The following is a 13,569-nucleotide window of genomic DNA, read 5'->3' as shown; positions in this document are numbered from 1 at the left end:
CCTCCTATGCGCTACCGGGACAACCCGATTGCCAGCACATCACTGGGGTCCCTATTGGGCGCCGATACGGGGTCCCGTTACGCTGCCGATTGACAGCCGAAGCGCCGCCAGCAGCGCGGCCACGTGACCGGGCAGTTGGGCAAAGCTCGCAGCCTGTGGCGGGACGACCAGGCGCTGCGCCGGATACCAGGGCCGGACGGCGGTGCCCAGCGATGTCCAGTCGCGCCCCGGCGCCAAGCGCCAGGTGGGCGTGCCCACCGCCGCCGCCATTTCCGCCACCGCCGTGGGGGCGCTGATCACCAGGTCCAGCTGGGCGGACAGGGCGGCCAGCCCCTCCAGGTCGTCAACCAAATCCAGATCGTCCCAGCGGTGCAGGCAACGGCCCAGCCGATCGAACACGGCCGATTCCGCCGGCTCCAACCCCGCCTGAAGATTGACCCATTGGATCCCTGGCACGGCGATCAACGGCGCCAGGTCAGGCGCCGACAGATAGGAGGCCTTGCGGTCGCGGGTGGCAAGGCGGCTGCGCCAGCACAGCCCAACCCGCAGGCCGGGCGGCAGGGACGCCAGCCGCGGCCCCCACATCGCCACACGTTCAAGGTCGGGCCGCAAGGGGAGGCCGGTGTCGGCGAAAGCGGACAGCCGCGCGCGCAGCAGGCTGGAGACGCCGCCCAACGGCCGATGCATGTCCGCCCCGGCATCGCCCGCCGTCTCCACCCGCACCTCCAGGTTGGGCAGGTCCGCGAAGGCGCGGACGAACAGGCCTTCCAGCCGTCCGGTGCATTCGAAGACGAAACGCATGCGGGCATGGCGCCGAGCCAGGTGGGCCAGCGCCGTGGCGAACATGATCTCGTCGCCGATGCCCTGCTCCCGCCAAATCAGCACCGTGCGGTTGGGGATGTCGGCCCCCTGCCACAAGGGAACGTCCAGCCGCCGGCCATGGCGGGCCAGTTCGCCGGCGAAGCGGGCGTCATAGTCGGGCCAGCCCTGGGTCAAGCGCCCTTGCTCCAGCCGCAGCACGCCCCGGCTGAAGCGCGCCGCGGCCAGCTTGCCCGCCTCGGCGGCCTCGGTCAGCAGGGCCTCCCGCTCCGCCGGGGTGGCGAATTGGGCCAAGGCATGGGAAAGATTGGTGGCGGCGGCGAAATGGCTGGGCCGAAGACGCAGGGCTTCCTGGAACGCCGCGGCCGCCTCGCGCGCGCGGTCCAGCGCCACCAGGCTGTTGCCCAGGTTGAAGCGGTAGTCGGCATTGTCGGGCGCCGACGCGACGGCACGCCGCTGCCACGTCACCGCCTCCATCAACCGGTCAGCGCCCAGCAGCGCCGAGCCCAGGGCCGATTGCAGGTCGGCACGGGCGGGTGCCAAGCCCTGGGCATGGGTCAAGGCGGTAATGGCGTCCCGCCAACGGCCGGCCTCCATCAGCAGGGTTCCCAGGTTCTGGTGCGCCTCGACCAGGGACGGGTTCAGACGGATGGCCCCTACCAGACTGGCCATGGCCTCCGGCTTGCGGTTCAGGTCCGTCAGGGCGGCCGCCAGATTCAGGTGGGCCACGGCATGGCCGGGATCGTCGGCCAAGGCGCGACGATGACAGGCCTCCGCGTCGGCGGGCCGGCCCAGCACCCGCAGCAACGCGCCCAGATTGGTGGCCGCGTCGGCGGAACGGGGGTGGGCCACGAGCGCCCGCTCGTAAACCGACTTCGCCTCATCCAGCCTTTCAGCCGCCTGCAAGGCGTTGGCGTGGTGGACCAGGTACGCCAGGTTACGCTTGTCCTGAGCCAGGGCGTCGCCCGTCAGGCGTATGGCCTCCGCCTCTTGGCCCCCCCGCGACAGCAGCAGCACCCCCAGAAACGACAAGCTGTCGGCATGCCGGGGCTGGCGAGCCAGAACGGCACGGTAATGGCGCTCCGCCTCATCCAGCCGACCGGCGTTATGGGCCTCAACGGCGGCGGCGAAGTCACGCGCGACGGCGGATTGCGGCTGGGCGCGCTTGGGGCCGGGCGGCGGGCGGAACGGCGGGGCCTTGGCCATGGAAACACGTTCGGGAAGAGAAGAGGGCTACCTGCCAGGGATACCATCACCCCCGGGAAAAAGGGCATCCGTCGTGAACTCCGGCATGCCCTTTTTCCACCCGCTCTTCCCAAGGCCTCACCAGTTGAGGCTGAAACGCATCCAGCGGCTGTACCGCTCCCCCGCCCTCAGCATGGCGTCAGGGAAAGCGGGCTGGTTGGGCGCGTCGGGGAAGGCCTGGGGCTCCAGGCAGACACCCGAGCCCAAGGTGGGATACTGGCTCGCCAGCCCCTGGCCCCCATAGAACTGCACCGACGGCTGGTCGGTGTGGAGGCGCAAGCTGACGCCGCTGTCGGGTGAGGACAGCGTGGCCGCCCAATCGGGCCCCTCATCCCCCGCCTCCTCGCCATCCAGGACGAAGCAGTGGTCGTAACCGCCGGCCTGGAAAATCTGGGGATGGTTATGGCGTGGGGTCACCAGGCGCGGCCGGCGGAAATCGAACGCCGTTCCGGCGACCGCCTCCAACACCCCGGTGGGGATCAGCCCCGGCCCCACGGGCAGGAAATGGCGCGACCGCAGACGCAGCATCTGCCGGTCGGCCGCCACCTGCGGATCACCCGCCAGGTTGAAATAGGGATGCCAGGTCAGGCTGACCGGTGTGTCGGCCTCGCCGATGGCGGTGAAACGCAGGGTCAGCTCACTGCCAGAGACGGTGATCTCCGCCGTCACTTCCAGGGTCCCGGGGAAGCCGTTATCGCCATCCGGCGAGGTCAGACCCAGCACCAGACGGGAGTCGGGGCCACCCTGGTAGTCCTGCAGCCGCCAGACCTTGCGGCTATAGGCGCGAGGGCCGCCATGCAGCTGGTTGGCGCCCTCATTGGGCACCAGCTCGACCGTCCGCCCCTGATAGGTATAGCGGGCACCGCCGATGCGGTTGCCGTAGCGCCCCACCAGGCAGCCGAGATAGGCCGGGTCGGACTCGTAGGAGGCCACATCCGGCAGTCCCAGGACCAGGTTGCGCCGGCCCTTAGGCCCGGGCACCGACAGCTGCCGCAGGATGCCGCCGAAAGTCAGCACATCCGCCTGAAGGCCGTCCGCCGGCCCGAGCGTCACCGCCCGGACCGACGCACCATCCTGGGTTATCCCGAAGGATCGGATCATGAGCGCACGGTCTCCACATGGACGCCGCCGTCCAGCGGCTTATGGGTCCACAGTTCCTGGATGGCTTCCAGAGTACGGCCCTTGGTCTCCGGGACAAAGCGCCAGACGAAGACGGCGGACAGGAAGCTGAACACGCCATAAACCCAATAGGCGAAGCCGTGGTTGAAGGCGGCGTTCAAGGCGGAGTTGCCATCCATCACCTTGAAGGACCAGGACACCAGCAGGTTGGCGATCCACTGCGCGGCCACGGCGATGCCCAGAGCCTTGCCCTTGATGGCGTTGGGGAACATCTCGGCCAGCAGCACCCAGACCACCGGGCCCCAGGAGAAGGCGAAGCCCGCGACATAGGCCAGCATGGCCAGCAGCGCCCCCAGTCCCAGCTGGTTGCTGGAGAACAGGCCGCCCAGCACCATCATGGACACACCCATGACCACGCCGCCGGCGATCAGCAGCGGCTTGCGCCCCAGGCGGTCCACCGTGAAGGTGGCGACCAGGGTGAAGCCGACGTTGGCGATGCCGACAATGACCGTCTGCCACAGGGCGCTGTCATTGCTCATGCCCATGTTCTTGAACATCTGCGGCGCGTAGTAGAGCACGGCGTTGATGCCCACGAACTGCTGGAAGACCGAGAGCAGGATGCCGACCACCACCACCAGGGTGCCGAAGGCGAACAGCCGCTCATTGGTGACGACCAGGCTTTCCTCGATCTCGACCAAGGTGGTCTTGGGGTCGGTGGCGCCGCCCAGGCGCTTCAGCACGGCCAGGGCCTCGCTGTCACGACGGCGCATGACCAGGTAACGCGGGGTGTCCGGCGCCAGCAGCAGCAGCACCGCGAACAGCAGCGACGGCAGGCCTTCGGAGGCGAACATCCAGCGCCAGCCGACAGTGTGCAGCCAAGTCTCGTCACCCAGGCCGGCGATGGCCCAGTTCACGAAGTACACCCCGACGATGCCGCCGACGATGGCGATCTGGTTGAAGGAGATCAGACGCCCGCGGGACTCGGCCGGCGCGATCTCCGCGATGTAGAGGGGAGAAACCAGCGAGGCGATGCCCACGCCGACACCGCCGATGATGCGGTAGATGTTGAAGGGCGTCAGCGCGTCCGGGCCCATCTGGCCGATGACTCCCAGGCCGAATTCCGGCACCGCCGAGCCCAGGGAGCAGATGAGGAACATCAGGGCGGCGAAAATCAGCGTCGGCTTGCGGCCGAAGCGGTCGGCCAGCTTACCCGCCACCAGCCCGCCGACCACGCAGCCGGCCAGCGCGCTGGAGATGGTCAAGCCCATCAGGCTGTCATGCGCCGTTTCCGCCAGGTTCAGCGGCTTGATGAAATTGACGTCGATGCTGTCCATCGCGCCGGAAATGACGGCGGTGTCGTAACCGAACAACAGACCGCCCAAGGTGGCGATCAGTGTCAGGCCTGTCGTCAGCGACAGGACGCCTTGCTTGCTGCCCATTCATTCCTCCCCAGGCGGGCCGTGATGGCCCGCCGCTTTTTCCTAAAACCAGGCACCCGTGTCCCGGAGAGCACGGGGACGCCCCTTCCGCATCAAATCATCCCCGGCGCCGCCGGCCCCGCGCATAAGCTGTGACCAGTGGCGCCGCCCGATCAGTGGTTGTGCCGTGGCGGATGGGCCACGACACCCCGGTACTTCAGCGCCGGTTCCATGCAGCCGCCGCTGTCCAGCTGCCCCACCGTCTGGCGATACATCTCCTGCCACGGCGTGCGGCTGGGCGGGGTGGCCGGGATGCCGTCGGCCTTGCGCCGCTGGATCTCGGCGTCATCCACCAGCATGTCGCAGGTGCCCTGGTTCAGATCGATGCGGATGACGTCGCCCGTACGCAGCCAGGCCAATCCGCCGCCCACCGCGCTCTCCGGCGAGGCGTTCAGGATGGACGGGCTGTCCGACGTGCCGGACTGCCGGCCGTCGCCAATGGTGGGCAGGCTGGTGATACCGGCCTTCAGCAGCGCGTCCGGCGGCTGCATGTTCACCACCTCGGCCGAGCCGGGGAAGCCCATGGGGCCGGCGCCGCGCACCACCAGGATGCAGCGTTCATCGATGTTGAGCGCCGGGTCATTAATGCGCTCATGGTAGTCGTCCGGCCCGTCGAAGACGATGGCTCGGCCCTGGTACACCCCCTCGCTGCCCGGTTCGCTCAGGTAGCGCTGGCGGAACTCCTCGGAGATCACGCTGGTCTTCATGATGGCGAAGTCGAACAGGTTGCCCTTCAGCACCAGGAAGCCCGCGCGCTCCTTCAAGGGGGCGTGGTAGGGGGTGATCATCTCGCGATCCGGGCTTTCCCGGCCCGCCAGGTTTTCCCCGATGGGGCGGCCGGTCACCGACATGGCCTTGTCCAGCAACTGGCCCGCCTGCTGCAATTCCCACATCACCGCCGGCACGCCGCCGGCGCGGTGGAACCGTTCGCCCAAATATTTGCCGGCCGGCTGCATGTTAACCAGCAGGGGCACGTCATAGCCATGGATGCGCCAGTCGTCCGCCGTCAGTTCCACGCCGGCATGGCGGGCCATGGCGTTGATGTGCGGCTGCGCGTTGCTGGAGCCGCCGAGCGCGCCCACCAGCTTGATGGCGTTCAGGAAGCTGTCTCGCGACAGGATCTTGGACGGGCGCAGATCCTCATACGCCATGTCGACGATGCGGCGGCCGGTCTCATACGCCATCTGCCCCCGCTCGCGATAGGGTGCCGGAATGGCGGAGCAGCCGGTGAGCGACAGGCCCAGGCCCTCCGCCACGGCGTTCATGGTGCTGGCCGTGCCCATGGTGTTGCAATGACCGGCCGATGGCGCCGACGAGGCGGCCGCGTCCAGGAACTCATCCTCATCGATCAGGCCGGCGGCCAGCTTGCGGCGCGACCGCCAGATGACGGTGCCGGAGCCCACCAGGTCGCCCTCATGCCAGCCGTCCAGCATGGGACCACCCGACAGGACGATGGCCGGGATGTCGACCGTGCTGGCCGCCATGATGCCGGCCGGCGTGGTCTTGTCGCAGCCGGTGGTCAGCACCACGGCGTCGATGGGATAGCCGTACAGGATCTCCACCAGGCCCATGTAAGCCAAATTCCGGTCCATGGCCGCCGTCGGGCGACGACAGTTCTCGAAGATGGGATGAACCGGGAATTCCATGGGAATGCCACCGGCGTCGCGGATACCGTCGCGGACGCGCTTGGCCAATTCCAGGTGAATACGATTGCAGGGGGAAATGTCGCTGCCCGTCTGGGCGATGCCGATGATGGGCTTGCCGGAGCGCAGTTCCTGCGGCGTGATGCCGTAATTCATGAAGCGCTCCAGATAGAGCGCGGTCATGTCGATCCGGTCCGGCGCGTCAAACCAGTCGCGGGAACGGAAACGCACATTAGGACGGTCAACCATACGCGATCTCCGCCGGGGGCAGGCCCGGCACGGTGGCCTTGAAATGGAACAGACCGCCGGCCAGCGGCTGGGCGGCACGCTCGTCGTCGCTCAGGCCCTTGGCGGCGGTGGTGGCGTAGAGATCCAAGCGGTCGTCGCCACCGAAGGCAAGCTTGGTGATGTTGGCGCAGGGGAAACGCACCACTTCCAACAATTCCCCGGCGGAGGAGTAACGCCGCGCGGCCCAGCCGGCGAAGAGCCCCACCCACAGGCATCCCTCGGCATCCACCACGGTGCCATCGGGCCACCCGGCGCCGTCCTCGATGGTGATCAGCAGCCGGGCATTGGACAGCGCGCCCTCGGCCGACAGGTCGTAAGCGTGGATGGTCCGGGCCAAGGTGTCGGTGTGGTAGAAGGTACGGCCATCCGGGCTGGCGCAGGGGCCATTGGTGATGACGATGCCATCCACGTGCCGGTGCAACGCACCGTCCCAGGAATAAAGCGCACCGGTGGGCGCCTCTTCCGCGTCATCCATGGATCCGAACCACAGCCGCCCCTGGGCGTCGACGAAGCCGTCGTTCAGCCGGTTGCCCGGCCGGTCCTGTTCCAGGGTCGCCAGCGGCTCGAAGATACCCGTTGCGCTATCGAAATGAGCCAGCTTGCCGGGCAACCCCACCACCAGGCCACCGCCGGCCCGCGGGAGGGCGAAGCCGGGCTGATCCGGCGCGTCGAAACTGGCCGTGGCCCCGTCCGCAGGGCGGAAGCGATGTATCTTCCGCTTCTTGATGTCCACGAACCACAAAGCCTGATCACGGGGGGACCAAACGGGCCCCTCCCCCAACGTGGCCGCCACGGGCCAGATGCAACGCGGCTCTACAGTCACAGGAGCTAACCCCTTAGCGCCAGCCGGCGTCGACGAAGTATTCATGGCTGGTGCACATGCGGCCATCGTCGGACGCCAGGAACAGCACCATGGCGGCCACGTGCGGCGGGTCCACGCGTTCCTTCAGGCACTGGGCGCCCAGGATACGGGCCTCTTCCTCCGGGTTGTGCCACAGGCGCATCTGCCGCTCGGTGCGCACGCCACCCGGGATCACGCAGGTGACCCGGATGTTGTATTCGCCCAGGTCACGGGCCAGCGAACGGGTCAGCCCTTCGATGCCGGCCTTGGCGGTCTGGTACATCAGCAGGTCCGGCAGGGCCACGTGCCAGGAGATGGAGCCGAAGTTGATGATGGCGCCGCGACGCTGTTCCTTCATGCCGCCGACCACGGCCTGGGATGCGAAGAACAGGTGCCGCAGGTTCACCGCCATGCGGTTGTCCCAGTATTCCGGCGTGATCTGTTCGATCGTGTGGCGGTCGTCATTGGCGGCGTTGTTCACGAGCACATCGACCGGGCCGGCCGTCTGGATCTCGGCCAGTGTGGCCTTCAGCTGATCCAGATTGGTCAGATCGCACTTATAGAACTTGGGCGCGAAGTCCGCGTCGGCAAGCGACGTTTCCAAGGCGCGGGAGTCGGCCTCGGCGATGTCCAGGAAGGACACTTGGGCCCCCTGACGGACAAACGCCTCGGTGATGGAGGCGCCGATGCCGGAGCCGCCGCCGGTGACAATGACCCGCTTGCCCCGCAGGCTAGGATAGATCGCATGCGTCATATTGATTTTAGGCCCAAAAGAAATGGTTCAGGGGGATGACGCGCGGGGCGTCACCCGTTCAGCAGGCCACGGCGGGCGAGATTGCGCATCAGGTCGGTCAGGCCAAAGGTCCAGGGCGCCGCCTCATGGCAGGGCACCACCTTGTTGACCAAGGTGCCCAGCCGGGGGCTGGAAACGCGGACGATGTCACCGGTCTTGTGGGTGAAGCCCCGGCCCGGCGCGTCGCGGTCTTCCACCGGCGCGAACAAGGTGCCCAGGAACAGCGCGAAGCCGTCGGGATACTGGTGGTTCTTGTTCAGCGTCTGCCCCACCAGATCCAGGGGATCGCGGCTGATCTCGGACATGGTGCTCTTGCCGTCCAGGACGAAGCCGTCCTCGCCGGTGACGTTCAGGCGCACCACGGCCTCACGCACGTGGTCCATGGTGAACTTGTCGTCGAACAGACGGACGAAGGGGCCGATGGCGCAGGACGCGTTGTTGTCCTTGGCCTTGGACAGCAGCAGGGCGCTGCGGCCTTCGAAGTCGCGCAGGTTCACATCGTTGCCCAGGGTGGCGCCGCGCGCACGGCCGTGGCCATCGCACAGGATCACCACCTCGGGCTCCGGATTGTTCCAGTGGCTGTCGGCGCGCACACCGATCTCCACGCCCCAGCCCATGGCGGACAGGGTCGGCCCCTTGGTGAAGACCTCGGCGTCCGGACCGATGGCCACTTCCAGGTATTGCGACCACAAGCCGTCGGCGATCAACGCCTCCTTCAGGCGGGCGGCCTGTTCGGAACCGGGCTTCACCAGGCGCAGGTCGGTGCCGACGCGGCTCGACAGGGCCTGCCGGATTTCCAGAGCCTTGCCGGAATCGCCGCGCGCCCGTTCCTCGATCACACGCTCCAACGCCGAGACCGCGAAGGTCACGCCGGCGGCCTTGATGCACTGCAGGTCGATGGGGGTCAGCAGCTTGGCGCCTTTGGTGCCGCCGGACCACGTCGGGTTCAGATGCCAGTCGGCCACACGACCGATTTCCTTGCCCTCGGGGATTTCGCCAGGCGCCAGACGATTCATCAGGTCGGACACGGTCGGGGCGACACCCGACAGGTCGAAAATCCGCCCGCCGCGGATCAGGATGGGCGTCGGCCCCTCACCTGAATCGATACGGCCCAGCAACACCGCGTCGGCGCTGTCCTCGGGAAAAATGCTGTCGTGCGCAGTCTGCACCGGCGTGTCGACCGGGTACCCCATCTCTTGAACTCCTCCCAAGGTGCGTTATCGCCAGGCGGCCCTTGTTAACGCTAACATTAGAGGCCAGGCAGAAGCGCTGTCAAGGCGACGTTACCATACCAGTCTGGAATTCCACGCCGGACGCATTAAGATTTCGCCTCAGGGTTTATGAGTGTTTTGCGCCATGACCGCCTGGGTCAGCGCTGTGGCGAAAGCGTGCATCTCCTCCGCCATCACGTCGCTTACCGCCCAATAGGCCATGTCCCCATCCCGCCAGTGCATGAGGGTGTAGCCGTCGCGGACCTCGAAGTCCGGCTGGCGGGGGCCATCGCCCGGCCAGATATAGAGGTTCAGCACGTGGGCGCCGTGACGGTAGACCAAGGCCGCCACTGGCCGGCCAGCCATATAGTCCAGGCGGCCGCCCTGCAGGGGGAAACCCGCCGCCGCCAGTTCCGGCACCGGCGGGGAATAGTCCAGCTTGCCGGCGAACCAGGGCTTCACCGAGTGGTGGTCGCTGGTGGGCACGTCCAGCAGGTGCTGCGCCTGGAGGGAGCGGACATGTCCCGCCACCACCTCCCCCTCCAGCGCACTGTCGCCACCGAACGGCCCCACCATCAGCAACAGGCTGGCAGCGATGGCCACCCCCGCCCCCACCCCCGCCCCCCACCAGCGCCGCAACCCGGGCGCGGCACGCCAGGATCTGGATGACACAGCGTGCAGCGGCGGAACGGCGCCGATGTCCATCAGGATGCGGGCACGCAATGCCGCTGGCGCCTCGGGGCGCAGGGCCGGGTCGCCCAGCAGGGCGCGCAGCGCCTTCATCTCCGCCCAGGCTTCGGCACAGGCGGGACAGGTGGCGATGTGCGCCTCCAACGCGCGGACGTGGGCCGCGTCCAATTCATCATCCAACAGGCCTTGCAGCAGGTCCGCCTTGTCCGGGCATGCCGTCATTTCGCTTCTCCAGAATTTCGGCGGCGCCAAGCGGTGGCCAGCAGGTCGCGCGCCCGGGCCAAGCGCGACATGACGGTGCCCACCGGCGCCCCCGTCACGGCGGCGATGTCGCGATAGGACATCTCCTCCATCTCCCGCAGCAGCAGGGCTTCGCGAAAGGCAGGCGGCAGGACCTCGATCAAGGCCCGCAGGTCAGCCGCGTCCTCCTGCGCCGCCAACCAGGCTTCCGGGGTCGGAGCCGCCTCATCGGCGATCTCCGCCCCCTGCCCAGGCAGCGACTCCAGCGCCTGCTCCGCCCGGTCGCGGCGGGCGGCGGCCCAGCTGCGGACATTGTTGCGCACAATGGTCAGCAGCCAAGCCCGGGCATCGCCGCCGCGAAAACCGTCGAAGGCGCGATGGGCCCGCAGGAAGGCATCCTGGACGATGTCCTCCGCCGCCACCGGGTCGCGCGTCATGTATCGCGCCAGGCCATAGGCGGCGTCGAGGTGGATCAGCACTTGGTCCTGGAAGCGGCGGGTTCTGTCCGCCGTCTCATCACCCCTCAAGGCCCCCGCCTCCTACCGCCCCGCCGGTCCGCCTGTCCCGCCATCCACGACGATGCGACCGGTCATGTGCGGATGCAGGGAGCAAAAGTACTCGATCACACCCGGCCCCGCCACGGTGCGGCTGTAGCGCTCCTCCGTGTCCAGTACCTTGGACTTGAAGGACTTGTCATTGGCGGCCACGGCGTGGGGGATGTCGTCGGCGTTGACCCACACGACAGTGGTGCCCGGCGCCACATGCACCTCCGCCGGGCTGAAGGTGAAGTTGTCGATACGGATCTCCACGGTTTCGGCCTTCGCGACGGTGGCGAGGGCCGCGAGCAGCATGGCGACAAGAAAGCGCTTCATGACTCTCTCCCTCAGCCCAGCGTGGCGTCGACGATGGCCAACGGGCTGGCCTTGGGGCGGTAGGTGACGGTGGTGACGCCCAGCGCGCCGCGCAGCTTTTCGGCAGGCAGCTTCACAGGCCCCGGCGAGGGCGCGCTACCCGGGGCTGGCTGGGGAAAGGCGGTGGACCGGGCGGTATGGAAGGCCACATTCCCTTCGATCTTCTGCAGGATTTGGTGGATGTGGCCGTTCAGTACAGTGACGCTACCGAAGCGGCGCAGCAGGCTCAGGGCCCGGGCGCCGTCATCCGTGCCCCAGCCCCATTCCGGATAGATGGTCCATAGCGGGATGTGTGCGAAGACCACCACCGGCGTGCTGTCCACCTGGGACTTGAGGTCGCCCGCCAGCCAAGCCAGTTGATCCTCACCCAAGGTACCCAAGCCACCGCCTCTCAGGTTCACCACATTGACCAGGGCCACAAAATGCACGCCGCCGTGGTCAAAGCTGTACCAACCCGCCCCCAAGGCCTTGCCGTTCGGTCCTTTGCCATAGCGCGCCAGATAGGCGGCCCCGCCGCCGTCATCCAGCACGTCATGTTCACCCGGCACGAAGAAGACGGGCAGGCCCAGATCCTTGAGCGTCTGGTCGGCGGCGTCGAACTGCTCATCCCGGGACAGGTGGCTGATGTCGCCGGTGTGAAGGATGAAGGCGGGCTTGGTGGGCAGGTCCCGGATTCCGGCCACCGCCTCGCGCAAGGTGGCCAGGGCATCGGGGTTGGCCGGCTTGTCGAAGCCGACGTGACTGTCGCTGATCTGGACGAAGGTCAGGCCCGCCGCTGGCGCCGCCTGGGCGCCACCGCCAACCAGCCCGGCGGCGAAGGGGACACCGCCCGCCACGGTCCACACCAGGCCTGTCCCGGCCCAGGCCATGCACCTGAGCGCGCTGCGGCGCCCTGGGTCAATCTGGTCCGCAGACCGATCCACGTGTGGTGAAGTATGGTTGTCCATTCCGCCGCTCCCCTGGAAACGAAGGTTCCAGGGGGCAAGACCGGCGATGGCGGCGGCTTATTCCCGCATCGTTGAAAAAAGTCACGCACTCGGCGGCGCGGCGGTCGACTCACGCTCCACCAAGGTGTGGCGCAGCAACTGCTGCGCCGGGCTGCCACCGCCACCGCGGCGGCGCTTCACCTCATCCAGCAGCATGCTGACGGCAGCGCGGCCCATGGCGGCGATGGGCTGGCGGATGGTGGTCAGGGCCGGCCAGATGGTGCCGGCGATCAATGTATCGTCAAAGCCGGCGATGGACAGATCGACCGGCACGCTCAGCCCCAGGCGGTGGGCCGTCGCCAGCACCGCGGCCGCCATGTCGTCGTTGGCGGCGAAAATGGCGGTGGGCCTGTCCTTCAGCGCCAACAGCTTGTCGGCCGCCGCCAGGCCGGACCGATAGTTGAAATAGCCCTGCTCCACCGGTGCTGCCTTAGGGTCCAGCCCAGCTTCGCTCAGCGCATCCAGGAAACCGTGCAGCCGCTGGTCACTGACGGTCTGATTGGGATGGCCCTTGATGAAACCGATATTGCGGTGCCCCAGCGACAGCAGGTGCTGCGTCATGCGGTGGGCCGCCTTGTAATTGTCGATGCGCACGGTGGCGACATCGGGCCCCGGCTGGCCGGCGGCCACGGCCACGGCGGCGACGCCGGACTTGGCGATCTCCGCCAGGATGCTCTTGGCCTCGCACAGCGGCGGCGGCAGGACGATGCCATCCACCCCGCTTTGCAGCAATTTCTGCAGCGCCGCCTTTTCCGTCGCGGCGGTGACGCCGCACTTCTCCACCACCAGCTGGTGGCCGGTCTTGCTGCTTTCGTCCAGGGCGCCCAGCAGGAATTCGCTCAAGAAGGCGACGCTTGGGTTGCTGTACAGCAGGCCGATACGGAAAGTCTCCGACCCCGCCAAACGCCGCGCCGCCGGGTTGGGCGTGTATTTCAGTTCCTGGATGGCGGCCATCACGGCGGCGGACGTGGCCGGCGTGACGTTGTTCTCATTATTGATGACTCGGGACACCGTCATCGGGGAAACACCGGCGCGCGCCGCCACCTCACGAATGGTGACTCCCTGCGAACTCCGCCCACGCCGCTTTTCCATACGCTTCCTGCTCCGTTATCGGATCCGCGCATACACTGCCGGTTTGCTCCGGTGATAGCAGTACCATCGGGACTTAGGCAATCTCCCGCTGACCGTCTCGTGTAAAAACCGGGTGCGCAATGAGCACCCTCCGGTGTTTTCAAGGACTTTGACATGGGCCGCCCGGGTTAAAACGGCGGCAATACAGCGCAAGGCCCCTGGCGACTTGCCCTC

12 protein-coding genes are annotated in these 13,569 nt (G+C 67.6%); all 12 read right to left on the bottom strand.

What is annotated here, in order from left to right; all coding sequences use genetic code 11:
* Positions 1-51 precede the first annotated feature (51 nt).
* The 12 genes from FHS74_RS26035 to FHS74_RS25980 all read right to left on the bottom strand — a co-directional run bounded on the left by FHS74_RS26035 (position 52) and on the right by FHS74_RS25980 (position 13,356).
* Positions 52-2,025, bottom strand: coding sequence for a tetratricopeptide repeat protein (locus FHS74_RS26035; protein ID WP_184807173.1), 1,974 nt, complete (start codon positions 2,023-2,025; stop codon positions 52-54).
* A gap of 117 nt (positions 2,026-2,142) precedes the next feature.
* On the bottom strand, positions 2,143-3,165 hold the full coding sequence (locus tag FHS74_RS26030) for an aldose epimerase family protein (RefSeq protein ID WP_184807172.1): 1,023 nt from the start codon (positions 3,163-3,165) through the stop codon (positions 2,143-2,145).
* Positions 3,162-4,622, bottom strand: a complete 1,461-nt coding sequence (gene xylE / locus FHS74_RS26025) for a D-xylose transporter XylE (protein ID WP_184807171.1) — start codon at positions 4,620-4,622, stop codon at positions 3,162-3,164. Before xylE ends, FHS74_RS26030 begins: the two co-directional genes overlap by 4 nt.
* Positions 4,623-4,774: 152 nt before the next feature.
* The gene (locus FHS74_RS26020; RefSeq protein WP_184807170.1) at positions 4,775-6,553 is read right to left on the bottom strand and encodes an IlvD/Edd family dehydratase; all 1,779 of its coding nucleotides are present in this window, start codon (positions 6,551-6,553) and stop codon (positions 4,775-4,777) included.
* Positions 6,546-7,460, bottom strand: coding sequence for an SMP-30/gluconolactonase/LRE family protein (locus FHS74_RS26015; protein ID WP_184807169.1), 915 nt, complete (start codon positions 7,458-7,460; stop codon positions 6,546-6,548). Before FHS74_RS26015 ends, FHS74_RS26020 begins: the two co-directional genes overlap by 8 nt.
* Positions 7,429-8,187 (bottom strand): D-xylose 1-dehydrogenase, encoded by a 759-nt coding sequence (xylB, locus tag FHS74_RS26010; RefSeq protein WP_184807168.1) that lies wholly within the window; start codon positions 8,185-8,187, stop codon positions 7,429-7,431. Before xylB ends, FHS74_RS26015 begins: the two co-directional genes overlap by 32 nt.
* Before the next feature lie 50 nt (positions 8,188-8,237).
* A complete protein-coding gene (locus FHS74_RS26005) occupies positions 8,238-9,419 on the bottom strand; it encodes a fumarylacetoacetate hydrolase family protein (protein ID WP_184807167.1) in 1,182 nt (393 codons plus the stop codon).
* Between the two features lie 138 nt (positions 9,420-9,557).
* On the bottom strand, positions 9,558-10,349 hold the full coding sequence (locus FHS74_RS26000) for an anti-sigma factor family protein (RefSeq protein WP_184807166.1): 792 nt from the start codon (positions 10,347-10,349) through the stop codon (positions 9,558-9,560).
* Complete coding sequence (locus FHS74_RS25995; RefSeq protein ID WP_184807165.1) at positions 10,346-10,894, bottom strand: sigma-70 family RNA polymerase sigma factor; 549 nt, start codon at positions 10,892-10,894, stop codon at positions 10,346-10,348. Before FHS74_RS25995 ends, FHS74_RS26000 begins: the two co-directional genes overlap by 4 nt.
* A 12-nt stretch (positions 10,895-10,906) precedes the next feature.
* Positions 10,907-11,239, bottom strand: a complete 333-nt coding sequence (locus FHS74_RS25990) for a cupredoxin domain-containing protein (protein ID WP_184807164.1) — start codon at positions 11,237-11,239, stop codon at positions 10,907-10,909.
* 11 nt (positions 11,240-11,250) lie between these two features.
* The gene (locus FHS74_RS25985) at positions 11,251-12,123 is read right to left on the bottom strand and encodes a metallophosphoesterase (RefSeq protein WP_211106559.1); all 873 of its coding nucleotides are present in this window, start codon (positions 12,121-12,123) and stop codon (positions 11,251-11,253) included.
* 183 nt (positions 12,124-12,306) lie between these two features.
* The gene (locus FHS74_RS25980; RefSeq protein ID WP_184807162.1) at positions 12,307-13,356 is read right to left on the bottom strand and encodes a LacI family DNA-binding transcriptional regulator; all 1,050 of its coding nucleotides are present in this window, start codon (positions 13,354-13,356) and stop codon (positions 12,307-12,309) included.
* Between the last annotated feature and the right edge of the window lie 213 nt (positions 13,357-13,569).

The sequence above is a fragment of the Nitrospirillum iridis genome (assembly GCF_014205765.1).
Taxonomy (GTDB): domain Bacteria; phylum Pseudomonadota; class Alphaproteobacteria; order Azospirillales; family Azospirillaceae; genus Nitrospirillum; species Nitrospirillum iridis.
This window is presented reverse-complemented; position numbering and strand designations above follow the sequence as displayed.